General features: G+C 70.0%; 15 protein-coding genes. 5 read left to right on the forward strand and 10 right to left on the reverse strand.

Features of this window, described 5'->3' with window-relative positions; translation table 11 throughout:
* Window positions 1-35 precede the first annotated feature (35 nt).
* On the forward strand, window positions 36-1,265 hold the full coding sequence (locus tag AC1D2O_RS22210; protein WP_478086466.1) for a CynX/NimT family MFS transporter: 1,230 nt from the start codon (window positions 36-38) through the stop codon (window positions 1,263-1,265).
* A 15-nt stretch (window positions 1,266-1,280) separates the two neighbouring features.
* Here the strand turns inward: AC1D2O_RS22210 and AC1D2O_RS22215 are convergent, their stop codons facing one another.
* Together AC1D2O_RS22215 and AC1D2O_RS22220 are read right to left on the reverse strand one after the other, a co-directional pair.
* On the reverse strand, window positions 1,281-1,649 hold the full coding sequence (locus AC1D2O_RS22215) for a hypothetical protein (RefSeq protein ID WP_478086467.1): 369 nt from the start codon (window positions 1,647-1,649) through the stop codon (window positions 1,281-1,283).
* A gap of 28 nt (window positions 1,650-1,677) precedes the next feature.
* Window positions 1,678-2,619: a LysR family transcriptional regulator gene (locus tag AC1D2O_RS22220; RefSeq protein ID WP_478086469.1), complete on the reverse strand. Its 942-nt coding sequence runs from the start codon at window positions 2,617-2,619 to the stop codon at window positions 1,678-1,680.
* A 173-nt stretch (window positions 2,620-2,792) separates the two neighbouring features.
* Here AC1D2O_RS22220 and AC1D2O_RS22225 point away from each other — a divergent pair, with 173 nt between their 5' ends.
* From AC1D2O_RS22225 to AC1D2O_RS22240, 4 genes are all read left to right on the forward strand, one after another.
* Window positions 2,793-3,989: an acyl-CoA dehydrogenase gene (locus tag AC1D2O_RS22225; protein WP_478086471.1), complete on the forward strand. Its 1,197-nt coding sequence runs from the start codon at window positions 2,793-2,795 to the stop codon at window positions 3,987-3,989.
* On the forward strand, window positions 3,989-5,236 hold the full coding sequence (locus AC1D2O_RS22230; RefSeq protein ID WP_478086473.1) for a CaiB/BaiF CoA transferase family protein: 1,248 nt from the start codon (window positions 3,989-3,991) through the stop codon (window positions 5,234-5,236). Before AC1D2O_RS22225 ends, AC1D2O_RS22230 begins: the two co-directional genes overlap by 1 nt.
* A complete protein-coding gene (gene treF / locus AC1D2O_RS22235; RefSeq protein WP_478086474.1) occupies window positions 5,233-6,903 on the forward strand; it encodes an alpha,alpha-trehalase TreF in 1,671 nt (556 codons plus the stop codon). Before AC1D2O_RS22230 ends, treF begins: the two co-directional genes overlap by 4 nt.
* Before the next feature lie 240 nt (window positions 6,904-7,143).
* Window positions 7,144-8,034 (forward strand): LysR family transcriptional regulator, encoded by an 891-nt coding sequence (locus AC1D2O_RS22240; RefSeq protein ID WP_478086476.1) that lies wholly within the window; start codon window positions 7,144-7,146, stop codon window positions 8,032-8,034.
* Window positions 8,035-8,057: 23 nt separating this feature from the next.
* On the opposite strand, the gene AC1D2O_RS22245 is transcribed toward AC1D2O_RS22240, so the two are convergent.
* The 8 genes from AC1D2O_RS22245 to AC1D2O_RS22280 all read right to left on the reverse strand — a co-directional run bounded on the left by AC1D2O_RS22245 (window position 8,058) and on the right by AC1D2O_RS22280 (window position 14,070).
* Complete coding sequence (locus tag AC1D2O_RS22245; protein ID WP_478086478.1) at window positions 8,058-8,522, reverse strand: CopD family protein; 465 nt, start codon at window positions 8,520-8,522, stop codon at window positions 8,058-8,060.
* A 36-nt stretch (window positions 8,523-8,558) separates the two neighbouring features.
* On the reverse strand, window positions 8,559-9,038 hold the full coding sequence (locus AC1D2O_RS22250; protein ID WP_478086479.1) for a hypothetical protein: 480 nt from the start codon (window positions 9,036-9,038) through the stop codon (window positions 8,559-8,561).
* A gap of 8 nt (window positions 9,039-9,046) precedes the next feature.
* Entirely contained in the window at window positions 9,047-9,961 is a 915-nt protein-coding gene (locus tag AC1D2O_RS22255; protein WP_478086480.1) for a glutaminase, read from the reverse strand.
* A complete protein-coding gene (locus AC1D2O_RS22260; RefSeq protein WP_478086482.1) occupies window positions 9,958-10,860 on the reverse strand; it encodes a DMT family transporter in 903 nt (300 codons plus the stop codon). Before AC1D2O_RS22260 ends, AC1D2O_RS22255 begins: the two co-directional genes overlap by 4 nt.
* 13 nt (window positions 10,861-10,873) lie before the next feature.
* Window positions 10,874-11,374, reverse strand: coding sequence for a BON domain-containing protein (locus tag AC1D2O_RS22265; protein ID WP_478086483.1), 501 nt, complete (start codon window positions 11,372-11,374; stop codon window positions 10,874-10,876).
* A complete protein-coding gene (locus AC1D2O_RS22270) occupies window positions 11,371-11,814 on the reverse strand; it encodes a flavin reductase family protein (protein ID WP_478086498.1) in 444 nt (147 codons plus the stop codon). The genes AC1D2O_RS22265 and AC1D2O_RS22270 overlap by 4 nt, the downstream gene beginning before the upstream one ends.
* A gap of 135 nt (window positions 11,815-11,949) precedes the next feature.
* Window positions 11,950-13,179 carry a nucleoside recognition domain-containing protein gene (locus AC1D2O_RS22275; protein WP_478086484.1) on the reverse strand — a complete coding sequence of 410 codons (1,230 nt, stop codon included), beginning with the start codon at window positions 13,177-13,179 and terminating at the stop codon, window positions 11,950-11,952.
* Window positions 13,180-13,242: 63 nt separating this feature from the next.
* A complete protein-coding gene (locus AC1D2O_RS22280; RefSeq protein WP_478157921.1) occupies window positions 13,243-14,070 on the reverse strand; it encodes a metallophosphoesterase in 828 nt (275 codons plus the stop codon).
* Window positions 14,071-14,147: the final 77 nt, after the last annotated feature.

Below are 14,147 nucleotides of genomic sequence, written 5' to 3' on the forward strand. Positions count from 1 at the left end.
GCTGGCGTTTTCGCCGCTCACAACAACAACCACCCATGCTTTCTCCCGTCCGGGCGTCCGAAGCGCCCGCCGGCGTCTCGTCTCCCACCGCTTCGCGCCAGCTGCTGCTGGGTCTCAGCCTGATCCTCATCGCGTTCAACCTGCGGCCGGTGTTCGGCAGCCTGTCGGTGCTGCTGCCCGAGGTCATGCGGGACACCGGCCTCACGCCCTCGGGCGCCAGCCTGCTGACGACGCTGCCGCTGCTGTGCCTGGGCCTGTTCGCGGCACCGGCACCGGCGCTGGCGCGCCGCTTCGGTCCGGAGCGCACCCTGCTCGGCGCCCTGCTCCTGATCTGCATCGGCACGGTGCTGCGCGGAACCGGCAGCCTGCCGATGCTGTTCTTCTCGTCGGCGCTGGCAGGCGCCGGCATTGCGGTCGGCAATGTGCTGCTGCCGGGACTGGTCAAGCGCGACTTCGCCAGCCGTGCCGCGATGATGACCGGCCTCTACACGCTGGGCATCTGCGCCGGGGCCGCCAGCGCGGCCGCCTTCTCGGTGCCGCTCGAGCGTCTGTTCGGCGGCTCGTGGACCCTGGCTCTGGCCTCGTGGGCCGTGCCGGCCGGGCTGGTGCTGCTGTTGTGGGCGCCCCGGGCGCTTTCGGCACGGCTGCGGCCGGCCCATGCCAGCATCCATCCGGGCGGCCTGCTGCGCAATGCGCTGGCCTGGCAGGTGACCTGCTTCATGGGCCTGCAATCGTCGCTTGCGTACATCGTGATGGGATGGCTGCCGCCGATGCTGCGCGAACGCGGCCTCGACAGCACCACCGCCGGCTATGTGCTGGCCGTCTCGATCCTCGTACAGCTCGCCACCTGCCTGGTCACGCCATCGATCGCCGCGCGCTGCCGCGACCAGCGCGGGCTGGCGCTAGGCCTCACGGCGATCATCCTGGTGTCGATGCTGGCCTTCCTGTTCGCGCCGCTGGGCGGGCGCTGGTTCTGGGCCGTGCTGCTGGGCTGCGGCCAGGGTGGCTGCTTCGCGCTGGCGCTGAGCCTGATCGTGATGCGTTCACCCGACGACACCGTGGTCGCGCAGCTCTCGGCGATGGCGCAGGGCTGGGGCTACGTGCTCGCGGCCGCCGGCCCGCTCATCGCCGGCCTGCTGCGCGGCTGGACCGGCAGCTTCGAATCGTCGGCCGCCTTGATGGTCCTCATCGCCGCCGGGATGGCGTGGAGCGGATGGGGCGCAGGCCGAAGGATGTTCGTGCGCCCCGGGCCGGCTCGATCCTGAGGCGTCGACTGGCGCCTAGCCCAGGTCGAACGCCTGGCGGAACGCGGCGCAGAATTCAGGCGTGCCGCTGATCGACAGGCTGAGCGTATGGCGGGCCGCGCCCGCCGGCCCGGCCTGCACCCGCAGCAGTCCTGCCGCCGGGTCGAACTCGATCGTCTCCGGCAGGTTGATCTCCTGCATGCCCTGCAGGTCGTAGTCCCAGTCGCCCCCGTCGCCCACCGGAGCGCCGGGTCCGCCGAAGCCGGCGTGGGCCCACTCCAGCACTCGGACGATCTCGGCGTGCACGGCCGGAACCTGCTGCGCACCGGTGCTCGCCATCGCGTCGAAGACGCCGACGCCCTCGGTGTCCTCGCTGTAGTCGAATTCCAGGTAGTCCAGCGTCATGTGCCTCCGGCAAGGTTCCAACCGGCGATCATCCGCGATCCGGCGAAGGCCCATCGGGCGCAGTCGCCCCCGGCTTCGACGCCTGCGCGAGCAGCCACTCGCGAAACAGCGTGAGCGCGGGCCGCTCGTCCTGCGCCGCCGGCGTCACCAGGAAGTAGCTGCGCTCGCCGCGCAGCGGCCGGTCGCAGGCCACGACCAGTTCGCCCCGCGCCAGTTCGGCCTCGATCAGCATGCGCGGCATCAGCGCCACGCCCAGCCCGTGGGCGGCGGCGGTGGCGAGCATCGAGAACAGCTCGTAGCGCGGGCCGCTGTGGGCGCCCGGCGCCTCGACGCGCTGGGCGTCGAACCATTGGCGCCAGCCCTCGGGCCGGGTGCTCTGCTGCAGCAGTGGCAGCCGCGCGACGGCGGCCGGCGAGAGCTGCCCGCGCGGCGCGATCAGGGCCGGGCTGCAGACCGGCAGCACGTCCTCGTTGAGCAGCGCGGTCGACCGCGTGCCGGCCCAGTTGGCGGTCTGCGCGGGCGTGCCGGTGTAGAGCGCGGCATCGAAGGCGGTCTCGTTGAACAGGAAAGGGCGGGTGCGGGTCTCGATGTGGACCGTGATGTCGGGATGCCGCGCCGCGAAGTCGGGCAGGCGCGGGATCAGCCAGCGGGTCGCGAAGGTCGGCACCGCCGCCAGTTGCAGCGAGCCGCCCAGGCCCTGGCGGGCCATGGCGTCGAGCGTGTCGCGCTCCATGGTGTCGAGCTGGCGCGCGATCTGGCGCGCATAGTCGGCGCCGGCCGGCGTCAACGCCACCCCATGGCGGGTGCGGCGGAACAGCGCCATGCCCAGGAAGGCTTCGAGCGCGGTGATCTGGCGCGAGACCGCGCTCTGCGTCAGGGCGAGTTCCTGCGCGGCGCGCGTGTAGCTTTCATGGCGGGCGGCGGCCTCGAAGCAGATCAGGGCCTGGGTGGAGGGGATCTTTCGGCGCATGGTATGCGGGTGTTACATAGTTGGATGAGGATTTGCCTCTATGGCGAGCCTGCGAGCTATTGTGCTTTGAAGTTCCCAGAACGCATAACTGGGTGTGGAATCGTCGTTTGCGCTCGCTATGCGCCGAGCTTACGATCGGGGCCAACCTCAGCACCCCTCAACGGAGACTTCACATGGCCCACGCCGCCTTTCAATGGGACGACCCCCTGCTGCTCGACCAGCAACTCACCGACGACGAGCGCATGGTGCGCGATGCCGCCAATGCCTACTGCCAGGAACGGCTCGCCCCGCGCGTGATCGAGGGCTTCCGCACCGGCGAGACCGACCCGGCGATCTTCCGCGAGATGGGCGCCCTGGGCCTGCTGGGCCCGACCATTCCCGAGCAGTACGGCGGCCCCGGCCTCAACTACGTCTGCTACGGCCTGATCGCCCGTGAAGTCGAGCGCGTCGATTCCGGCTACCGTTCGATGGCCAGCGTGCAGAGCTCGCTCGTGATGGTGCCGATCAACGAATTCGGCACCGAGGCGCAGAAGCAGAAGTACCTGCCCAAGCTCGCCACCGGCGAATGGATCGGCTGCTTCGGCCTGACCGAGCCCGACCACGGCTCCGACCCCGGCAGCATGGTCACGCGCGCCAAGAAGGTGCCGGGCGGCTATTCGCTCAGCGGCGCCAAGATGTGGATCAGCAACAGCCCGATCGCCGACGTGTTCGTGGTCTGGGCCAAGGAAGTCAGCGAAAGCGGCACGGTCGGCCCGATCCGCGGCTTCGTGCTCGAGAAGGGCGCGAAGGGCCTGAGCGCACCGGCGATCCACGGCAAGGTCGGCCTGCGCGCCTCGATCACCGGCGAGATCGTGATGGACAACGTGTTCTGCCCCGAAGAAAACGCCTTCCCCGACGTGCAGGGCCTGAAGGGTCCGTTCACCTGCCTCAACAGCGCCCGCTACGGCATCTCGTGGGGCGCGCTCGGTGCCGCCGAGGACTGCTGGCACCGCGCCCGCCAGTACACGCTCGACCGCAAGCAGTTCGGCCGCCCGCTCGCGGCCAACCAGCTGATCCAGAAGAAGCTGGCCGACATGCAGACCGAGATCACGCTGGGCCTGCAGGGCTGCCTGCGCCTGGGCCGCATGAAGGACGAGGGCACCGCCTCGGTCGAAGTCACCTCGCTGCTGAAGCGCAACTCCTGCGGCAAGGCGCTCGACATCGCGCGGCTGGCCCGCGACATGATGGGCGGCAACGGCATCAGCGACGAGTTCGGCGTGGCCCGCCACCTGGTCAACCTCGAGGTGGTCAACACCTACGAAGGCACGCACGACATCCATGCGCTGATCCTCGGCCGCGCCCAGACCGGCATCGCCGCCTTCGCAAACTGATGACCACCGCCGCCGCCACGCAGGGCGCCCTCGCGGGCCTCAAGGTCCTGGACCTTTCGCGCGTGCTCGCGGGCCCGTGGTGCACCCAGATCCTCGCGGACCTGGGGGCCGACGTGATCAAGATCGAGCGGCCGGGCGTCGGCGACGACACGCGCAGCTGGGGTCCGCCCTTCCTCAAGGATGCGGACGGCCAGGACACCCACCAGGCCACCTACTTCACGGCCTGCAACCGCAACAAGCGCTCGGTCACGATCGACATGGCCTCGCCCGACGGCCAGGCGCTGCTCAAGCGCATGGCGGCCGAGAGCGACATCCTGGTCGAGAACTTCAAGACCGGCGGCCTCAAGCAGTACGGCCTCGACCATGAGAGCCTGCGCGCCGCCAATCCGCGCCTCATCTACTGCAGCGTCACCGGCTTCGGCCACGACGGCCCGCATGCCATGCGGGCCGGCTACGACCTGATGATCCAGGCCACCACCGGCATGATGAGCATCACCGGCCGGCCCGACGAGGCGCCCGGCGGCGGGCCGCTGCGGGTCGGCGTCGCGCTGACCGACCTCTTCACCGGCGTCTATGCGAGCACCGCGATCCTGGCCGCGATCGAGGTCCGGCACCGCACCGGAGAGGGCCAGCACATCGACATGGCGCTGCTCGACGTCGGCATGGCGATCCTGGCCAATCAGGCCAGCGCCTTCCTCAATACCGGCGTGGCGCCGCAGCGCCAGGGCAACAGCCATCCGAGCCTGGCGCCCTACCAGGACTTCCGCACAGCCGACGGCGCGATGCTGCTGGCGATCGGCAACAACGGCCAGTTCGCGCGCTTCTGCGAAGCCGCCGGCCATCCGGAGTGGGCCGCCGATCCGCGCTTCGCCACCAACACGCTGCGCGTCAAGCACCGCGAGGTGCTGATCCCGCAGATGGAGGCCGTGACCCGCACGCGCAGCACGGCCGATTGGATCGCGCTGCTCGAGGACAAGGCCGTGCCCTGCGGCCCGATCAACGACATCGCCCAGGCCTTCGAGGACGACCAGGTCAAGGCGCGCGGCCTGGCCGTGAGCCTGCCGCGCGACGCCGGCGACGGCATCGCGCAGATCGTCGGCGTGGCCAGCCCGCTGCGGCTGCAGGCCACGCCCCCGGTGCTGCGCCGGGCGCCACCCGCGCTCGGTCAGCACACCGACGAGGTGCTGGCCGAGTTCGGCATCGACGAAGCCAGGCGCACAGCGCTGCGGGCGGCGGGCGTGGTGTGACCGCGCCGGGCGCTTCCACCGCGGAGCGCTCGACGCGCGCCGCGGCTGCGCCCGCGCCCGACACGCTGACGCCGGCCGACCGCTACCAGGAGCTTTTCGTCGCGGTCCAGTCGGGGCGCGTCTTCACCGACAGCAAGACCTTCGTCGATTGCGCGCCACGCGCCGAGCCGCAAGCCATCCTGGCGGCCTACAGGGCGCAGTGCGGCGAACCCGGCTTCGATCTCGCGGCCTTCGTGCAGGCGAGCTTCGAGCTGGTCGAGCCGGCGCCTAGCGACTACGTGTCGGTTCCGGGACAGCCGATCGCGGCGCACATCGACGACCTGTGGCCGGTGCTGACGCGGCATCCCCAGGCGCATCCGCCGCACTCCTCGCTGCTGCAGCTGCCCCATCCGTACCTGGTGCCGGGCGGACGCTTCCGCGAGCTCTACTACTGGGATTCCTACTTCACGTTGCTGGGCCTGCCAGGCGAGCGGCATCGGCCGCTGGTGCGCGACATGGTCGAGAATTTCGCCTATCTGATCGACACCTATGGCCATGTGCCGAACGGCACGCGCAGCTACTACCTGGGTCGCTCGCAGCCCCCCGTGTTTGCGCTGATGGTCGAACTCGCGCAGCAGCAGGGCGCGGTCGACGCGCGCGACTTCCTGCCGCAGCTGCGGCGCGAGCATGCGTGGTGGATGGCCGGCAGCGAGGGCCTGGCGCCGGGCGAAGCGAGCCGGCACGTGGTGCGGCTGCCCGGCGGCGCCCTGCTCAATCGCTATTGGGCCGAGCGCGACACGCCGCGCGAGGAGTCGTGGATCGAAGACGCGGCCACGGCACAGGCCTGCGATCGCGAGCCGGCCCTGATCTACCGTGAGATCCGCGCGGCCTGCGAGTCGGGCTGGGACTTCAGCACCCGCTGGATGCGCGAGCCATCGCCGCCGAGCGACGGGCAGCCCTGCGCCCACGTGCGCGCCGCCACGGCCGCCTCGCTGGCCACGCTGTGCATCACCGACATCCTGCCGGTCGACCTGAACGCCTTTCTGCACAAGCTCGAATGCACGCTCGCCACCGTGAGCGCGCAGGCCGGCGACGCCGCCGCCGCGCGGGCCTGTTCGCAGCAAGCCGAGGCGCGCCGGGCCGCGATCGGCGAGCTCTTCTGGGACCCGCGGCAGGGGGCCTTCTTCGACCACGACTGGCGCCAGGGCGTGCGCCGCAGCTGCCTGACCGCCGCCAGCGTGGTGCCACTGTTCGTCGGCGTCGCGACCGCTGCCCAGGCCGAGGCGCTGGCCGAGACCTTGTCAAAGCGGCTGCTGGCGCATGGTGGGCTGTCGACCACCGAGTGCGGCAGCGACCAGCAGTGGGACCGCCCCAATGGCTGGGCGGCGCTGCAGTGGATGGCGGTCCGGGGGCTGGCCGACTACGGCCACGAGGCGCTGTCGCGCACCATCGCCAGGCGCTGGCTCGCGACCGTTGCCGCGCTCTACGAGCGCGAAGGCAAGCTGGTCGAGAAGTACGCCCTGCGGCGCGTCGAGCGCGACGACACCGCAGGCGGCGCCGGCGGCGAGTACCCGCTGCAGGACGGCTTCGGCTGGACCAACGGCGTCACGGCCGCATTGCTGGCCGAGCATCCGCAGCACACCGCGCATGGCTGCGTGGCGCACGCGGCGGTGCCGCAGCATCGCTGAGCAACCAGGGGATCTCGCTGCGGCCCACGCCCAGGTCGCGCAGCTCGAGCTCGCTCATCGAGCGGAGCTGGCGCTGGTCCAGCCAGCAGCGGCGCAGCGCGCGAACCCCGTCGAACAGGCGGGTGACGAAGGCGGACCGGATCGACGGCATGGCGTGGCTCCTTGAATAGGAAGCCATCTTGCAAGCCCGCGTGCTATTGTGGAAGTTGAGAATCCTGTCACCTCCAATCAGCTTTCCTGATGCGGCAACTCAACCTCGACCAACTGCGCACCCTGGTGGCCATCGCCGACCTCGGCAGCTTCTCGGCCGCGGCCCGGGCCCTGCACCTCGCGCAACCCACGGTCAGCCTGCACATCAGCGAACTCGAATCCCGCCTGGGCGCCCGGCTGGTGGTGCGGGGCAGCCGCCGGATCACGCCGACCGCCGCCGGCGCCGTGCTGGTCGAACGCGCCCGCCAGCTGCTGCGCGATGCCGACGAGGCGGTGGCCGCGGTGCGGCGCCAGGCCGAGGGGCGGACCGGACGGGTGCGCCTGGGCACGTCCACCGGCGTGGTGGTCGACCTGCTGCCGCAGGTGCTCGAAGCGCTCGAGGAGCGTCATGCGGGCATCGATGTCGAGGTCAGCATCCTGGGCTCGAACGAGGCGATGGCCCGGCTCGCCATGGGCACGATCGACATCGGCCTGGTGGCGATGCCGCAGCCGCCGTTGCGCGACCTGGTGGTGACGCGCTGGCGCGACCAGCCGATGATGGCCTTCGTGCCGCGCAAGTGGAAGTCGCCGCAGCGCGCGACGCCGAAATGGCTGGCCCAGCAGCCGCTGATCGCCAACGACACCAGCACCCACATGTATCGGCTCACGACCGAGTGGTTCGCGGCGGCGGGCGAGGCGCCGCGGCCCCGCATCGAACTCAACTACGACGCTGCGATGCGCAGCCTGGTGGCCGCCGGTTACGGCGCCGCCGTGCTTCCGGTGCTGCCGGCCAGCGACAACCCGCTCGACGAACGCATGCGGATGCTGCCGCTGCGGCCGGCGCTGACACGCCGGCTGGGCATCGCCCATCGGCCGCGCGCGGCACTCGACGGCGCCACCGAGAGCGTGCTGCAGATTCTCGCGACGTTCAGCCAGCGCTAGGCGTGCCCCCCGCAGGGCGCGTTTCACAGCGCCCGGCCGACCACCGCCAGCGCGAACACCGCCACGCCCAGCATCAGGTTCACGCCGACCAGCTTGCGGATCAGATTGAGGTTCGCGGCCGCCACCGGCCATTCGCGCGCCGCCACCGCGCGCACGAGCCGCGGAAAGGGCGCGAAGCGCAGGTGCAGGAACAAGGCCATCATCGCCAGTCCGACCGCGAACATCGCGTGCACGCTCCAGTGCACGCGCGCAAAACCGCCCGCCTGCCAGACCAGCAGCAGGCCGCTCGCGAGCAGCACGCCGATGGCGGACGACACGCCGACGAAGAAGCGTGTCAGCGTGGCTGCCATGAACGGCAGGCGCAGCGGCGGTTCGAGCGTCGCCACCGCCGAAGGCCGTACCGCGAAATGCATCACGGCCATGCCGCCGACCCAGAAGGCGGCGGCGAGCAGGTGGAGGAACAGCAGGAGGGCAGGAAGGAAGTGCATGGCCAAGCGTAGACGAGAACGCCGATGCCCTTGTCTTCAGCGCGGCTTCTGGAAGCCGCTGTCGATCCAGGCCTCGGCGCTGGCGGCGTTGAGCTTGAAGTCCGGTTTCACGCGCAGCTCGGCGAGCTCGCTGCCGGATTCGTCGTGCGCCCGCAGCATCGCGTGCGGATTGTCCTCGTCGGGCACGATCTGCAGCGACACGCGGATGCGTTCCGATCCCGCACCGACGCTGACGCTCTTGTTGAGTCGCGCATGCAGCTGCTGCTCATGGCGGCGCAGCACTTCGTTGGCGGTCTTCACCAGCGTGTGAAAGGCCGGCGCATCGAGCGGCTTGGGATTCTTCTTGTCGCGGCCCATGGTCCAGGGACCGACCAGCGCGGGCTCCGGATCGCCGTGGCGCGTCATCGCCACGGCCCAGCCGTCGTCGTCTTCGTTCTTGATCACGCGCGCGGTCCAGAGCTCGTCGCTCCAGAGGGTGGCTTGCTGGATCGGAGGGGCAGTGTCGGTGTCTGTCATGAATGCATTCAAAAAATGGAAAGTCCGGTGCGGGCCGTGAAAAGCTCGAGCGCCTTGAGCCCCAGCAGCGAATTGCCGGTGGCATCGAGCGCCGGCGACCAGACGCACAGTGTCAGCTTGTCCGGCACCACGGCAACGATGCCGCCGCCGACGCCGCTCTTGCACGGCAGGCCGATCGAGAAGGCGACGTCGCCGGCGGCGTCGTAGGTGCCGCAGGTCAGCATCAGCGCATTGATGCGGCGCGCGTGCCGCTCGGTCGTGATCTCGGGCTCGCCGTCGATCGGATGGGCGCCGTCTCGGCACAGGAAACCGGCGGCGCGCGCCAGCTGCCGGCAGCTCATGCGGATCGCGCACTGGTGGAAGTACAGGCTGAGCACTTCGCGCACATCGTTGTCGATCTTGCCGAAGCTCTTCATGAAGTTGGCCAGCGCGATGTTGCGAAAGCCGGTCACGGCCTCGGAGGCGGCCACTTCCTCGTCGTAGGCGATCGGCTCGCCGCAGAGCTCGGACATCAGCGCAAGCAGGTCGGCCTTGGCGTGACCCAGGCTCACGAGCCGATCGGCCACCGCGATCGCGCCCGCATTGATGAAGGGGTTGCGCGGCCGCCCCTGTTCGTTCTCCAGCTGCACCAGCGAATTGAAGGGATTGCCCGAAGGCTCGCGGCCGATCCGCTCCCACAGCACGTCGCCCAGGCGCCGCATCGCGAGCGTCAGCGTGAACAGCTTCGAGATGCTCTGGATCGAGAACGGCGTGTCGGCGTCGCCGGCCGAGGCCTCCTGGCCGTCGCAGGTCCTGAGCGCAATGCCGAACTGCTGCGCTGGCACCCGCGCCAGCGCCGGGATGTAGCTGGCGACCTGGCCTTCGGCGCCGAGCAGCGGACGCAGTTCGGCATTGATGGCATCGAGCACCGGCTGCAAGTTCATGCCTGCGCTCCGGGCCGCCGGTTCACCAGCACGATGCCGAGCGCCACGCCGGTCAGCGCCAGCAGCAGCTGCAGCGTCAGCGGCTCCGAGAGCAGCAGCACGCCGAACACCAGCGCGAGCAGCGGCGTCAGGAAAGTGAAGGAGGAGATGCGCGTGGCCGGGTAGTGGCGCAGCAGCCACATCCAGGCCAGGTAGCTCGCGAAGGCGCCGATCACGGTCTGCAGCGCGATCGAGAACCAGGCATAGGCCGAGTAGGTGAAGCTCCAGCGCTCACCGAGCAGCAGCGACAGGAGCGGCGAGATCGCTGCGGTCACCGCGATTTGATAGAACAGCGTCTTCTCGGCGCTGGCGGTGGCGAGCCGGGTGGCGCGGATCGCCAGCGTGGTCAGGCCCCACAGCACGCCGCCGGTGAGTGCCAGCGCATCGCCGCGCAACTGGGCCGAGGTGCTGTGGCCGAAGCTCTCGCTGAAGGCCAGCACCACGCCCGCGAAGGCGATCGCCAGCCCCACCCACTGCAGGCCGTGCAGCCGCTCGGCCGGCACCCAGCGCGGCAGCAGCAGCGCCACCACGAAGGGCGAGGTATAGAGAAACACCGTGAGCCGCGACGCCGTCGTGAGCTGGAGCCCGAGGTAGATGCAGATGAACTCGCCCGCAAACAGCGCGCCCGCGAGCAGCCCGCCCGGCAGCGTGCCGTCGCGCTCGAACAGCGGCACGCCGCGCCGGGCGCACCAGGCCCAGAGCAGCACCACCGCACCCGCCATGCGGATCGAGGCCTGCCACAGCGGGGGCACTTCGGTGACCGTGGTCTTGATCAGGATTTGCTGCAAGCCCCAGAAGGCGCAGCAGGCGATGAGCAGGGTGGTGGCGCGAGGGTCGAGGTGGTGCTTGCGTTCGATCATTCTTCTTGTTTGTTCAGTGTGTCGCGATCGGGTAGGGCGGGCGGCCGCGCGTGCCGATCATCAGGTTGGGCAGGACCACCTCCACATCGGGCACCGTGCGCGCGGCGCGGTCCAGCGCCGCGGCCAGTTCGCGCGAGGGCACGCAGCCCTGCAGGTACACCCAGCGGCGCTGGATCACGACCCAGACGCTGCCGCGCCGCACGCCCGGCACCGCCGCCAGGGCCGCCTGCACCCGGGGCGCCAGCGCCTTGTCGTAGCGGTAGGCGTTGCTGTCGGCGCAGCGGCCGGCCAGCCAGCAGCTGGTGCCGCGCTCCAGGCGCGAATGCATCTGCGCGCGCCGTTCCTCGGCGGTCATCAACGGGCCTTCCGGAACCGGGCAATTGCGCATGCCCGAAGACACCTGGAAGAACGGGTCGTCGAACCAGTTCTGCTTCTCGGGCTTCGGTGCTTCCTGCGCCGCCGCGGCTTCGACCGCGCACGCCACCGCCAGCAGCACCGCCGGCGCCGCCTTCAAAGCGGATGCTCCGTGTAGAAGCGCCCGCCGTGGAACAGCAGCGGCGAGGCGCCCGTGCTGTGCGTGCAGCGCTCGACCTCGCCGACGAAGATCACGTGGTCGCCCTCGTCGTAGCGGCTGCGGTTGAAGCACTCGAAGCTGGCCGCCGCGCCCACCAGCACCGGCGCACCGCCGATGCCCTCGGTGTAGGCGACCTCGCGCCAGCGATCGACGTTCTTGGTCGCGAAGCGCTCCGCCAGGCTCTTCTGGCTGGCGGAGAGGATGTTGATCGCGTAGTGCGAGCCGGTCCGCAGCGCCGCCATCGACGCCGCGCTGCGTGCCAGGCTCCAGAGCACCAGCGGGGGGTCGAGCGAGACCGAGTTGAAGGAGTTGGCCGTCAGGCCGACCAGCGCGCCGTTGGCGGCCCGCGCCGTGACGATGGTCACGCCGGTGGCGAACATGCCGAGCGATGCGCGGAATTCGTCGAGGGAGAAGGAGGGCGGTTGCGCCTGGGCGGGTGCGGTCACGGAAGAGCGGGCAGTTGGAGGCCCATTTTGGCCGATCGGGCGCGAGGTCGCTGCCGCCGGCTCAGCCGGTCAACCGAAGAACCAGTAGCCGACCGCGATGGCCGCCATCACGCCCGCCAGTTCCGCCAGCAGCGCGCAGCCCACCGCATGGCGTGCCCGCTGGAGCCCGACCGCGCCGAAGTAGACCGCCAGCACATAGAAAGTCGTTTCGGTGCTGCCCTGGATGGTGGCCGCGACCAGCGCCGGGAAGCTGTCGACGCCCTGGCTCTGCATGGTCTCGATCAGCATCGCGCGTGCCGCGCTGCCCGAGAAGGGCTTGACCAGCGCGGTCGGCAGCGCGTCGACGAAGCGCGTGTCCCAGCCGGTGTGCCCGACGGCCCAGCGGATGCCTTCGAGCGCCAGGTCGAGCGCGCCCGAGGCGCGCAGCACGCCGACCGCACACAGCATCGCGACAAGGTAGGGCAGCAGGTTCTTCGCGACGTCGAAGCCCTCCTTGGCGCCTTCGACGAAGCACTCGTAGACCCTGATCCGCCGGAGCGCCCCGACCAGCAGGAAGCCGACGATCAGCCCGAACAGCGTGAGGTTGCCAAGCAGCGAGGAGAGCGAAGCCAGGGCTGCGGCCGAGAGGGTGGCCAGCAGCGCCATGAAGCCGGCGAGCAGCAGCGCGCCGGGCAGCAGATAGGCCAGCACCACTGGGTCCCACAGCCGCAGGCGCTGCATGAAGGCCACCGACAGCAGCCCGACGAGGGTCGACGCGCTGGTCGCCAGCAGGATCGGCAGGAACACCAGCGTCGGATCGGCCGCGCCCTGCTGCGCGCGGTACATGAAGATCGTGACCGGCAGCAGCGTCAGCGACGAGGCGTTGAGTACCAGGAACAGGATCTGCGCATTGCTCGCGGTCGTCGCGCTCGGATTCAGCGTCTGCAATTCGCGCATCGCCTTGAGCCCGATCGGCGTCGCCGCGTTGTCCAACCCGAGCGCGTTGGCCGCGAAGTTGAGCGTGATCAGCCCGAGCGCCGGATGCCCGGCCGGCACCTCGGGCATCAGGCGGCGGAACAACGGCGCCAGCAGCCGGGCGAGCAGGTCCACGATGCCCGCGGCCTCGGCGATGCGCAGGAAGCCCAGCCACAGCGTGAGCGTGCCGAACAGCAGCACCATCACCTCGACCGAGAGCCGGGCCATAGCGAACAGGCTCTCGACCACGGCGGCGAACACGGTCGCGTCGCCGCCGAGCAGCCAGCGCGCGAGCGCCGTCACTGCCGCCGTCAGAAAGAAGCCAAGCCACAAGCCGTTGAGCACGCGTATCCCTTGCTGCGAATGCGCGCCGATCATAGGGGCGGTCGCGCGCCCGGGTGGGCAGGTTCAGCCGGCGCGCGCAGGCCGCCGCGGCACCTCGATCAGCAGATCGGGCCTGAAGTCCTCCTGTTCGCCCTTGCCCATGTAGCCCAGGGGATTCGCGACCACGCGGCAACCGTCCTTCAGGTAGTCGAATTGGCAATGCAGGTGGCCGTGCAGCCAGAGATCGGCCCGGGGCAGCAGTTCATCCAGCGAATTGCAGAAGCCCGCGGTGCCGGGACTCAGGCCATAGCGCGGATCGGCACTCGCCAGGGTCGGCGCGAAATGCGTGATGACCACGGTCGTGCCGTCGAAGTCCTGGGCGAGCTCGTTGCGCAGCCAGTCCTGGCAGATCAGTGAGTGCTCCCTCATCTCGTCCGCGAGGAAGATTCGCCCGGCACGCTGCGTGGCGGYTTTCTCCAGATAGAAATTGGCCGCGCGCACGGCCTTGCCGCGCTTCTTGAGCGCATCGCCCAGCGTGTCCGAGGGTTCGACCAGCGCGTCGAAGTCCGCCCACAGCGTGGTGCCGACGAAGCGAATGCCGTCGATCGTCCGGGTTTCGCGCTCCAGCCAGCCGATCTCCAGCGCCTCGCAGGTTTCTCGAAGCCGGCTGTGCACCTCGTCGAAATCCGCGTTGTCGTACTCATGGTTGCCCGGGACATAGATCACCGGCGCCGGCCAGCCATGGCGCGGCGAAAAGCGGGTCAGCCCGAAATCGGGCGCCACCAGCCGCGAGCCCTCCTGGTAGGAGCCGATATCGCCGGCGAGCACCAGCAGGTCGGCGCCAGGCGCCGGGGCGATCTGGAGCTGGGGATGCACTTCGATGTGCAGATCCGAGAGCAACTGAAGCTTCATGGATGCAGTCTAGACGATGCCTTCATGCGTGCTGCGCATAACCTTTGGCTTGATAAATTGGGGAAAACCCTTATTCT

The sequence above is a fragment of the Variovorax sp. P1_G12 genome, from assembly GCF_056405555.1.

Bases quoted from the DNA above. Each gene is read 5' to 3' on its own strand.
- AC1D2O_RS22210 (WP_478086466.1), top strand. From the start codon at position 36: ATGCTTTCTCCCGTCCGGGCGTCCGAAGCGCCCGCCGGCGTCTCGTCT.
- AC1D2O_RS22215 (WP_478086467.1), bottom strand. From the start codon at position 1,649: ATGACGCTGGACTACCTGGAATTCGACTACAGCGAGGACACCGAGGGC.
- AC1D2O_RS22220 (WP_478086469.1), bottom strand. From the start codon at position 2,619: ATGCGCCGAAAGATCCCCTCCACCCAGGCCCTGATCTGCTTCGAGGCC.
- AC1D2O_RS22225 (WP_478086471.1), top strand. From the start codon at position 2,793: ATGGCCCACGCCGCCTTTCAATGGGACGACCCCCTGCTGCTCGACCAG.
- AC1D2O_RS22230 (WP_478086473.1), top strand. From the start codon at position 3,989: ATGACCACCGCCGCCGCCACGCAGGGCGCCCTCGCGGGCCTCAAGGTC.
- AC1D2O_RS22240 (WP_478086476.1), top strand. From the start codon at position 7,144: ATGCGGCAACTCAACCTCGACCAACTGCGCACCCTGGTGGCCATCGCC.
- AC1D2O_RS22245 (WP_478086478.1), bottom strand. From the start codon at position 8,522: ATGCACTTCCTTCCTGCCCTCCTGCTGTTCCTCCACCTGCTCGCCGCC.
- AC1D2O_RS22250 (WP_478086479.1), bottom strand. From the start codon at position 9,038: ATGACAGACACCGACACTGCCCCTCCGATCCAGCAAGCCACCCTCTGG.
- AC1D2O_RS22255 (WP_478086480.1), bottom strand. From the start codon at position 9,961: ATGAACTTGCAGCCGGTGCTCGATGCCATCAATGCCGAACTGCGTCCG.
- AC1D2O_RS22260 (WP_478086482.1), bottom strand. From the start codon at position 10,860: ATGATCGAACGCAAGCACCACCTCGACCCTCGCGCCACCACCCTGCTC.
- AC1D2O_RS22270 (WP_478086498.1), bottom strand. From the start codon at position 11,814: ATGTTCGCCACCGGCGTGACCATCGTCACGGCGCGGGCCGCCAACGGC.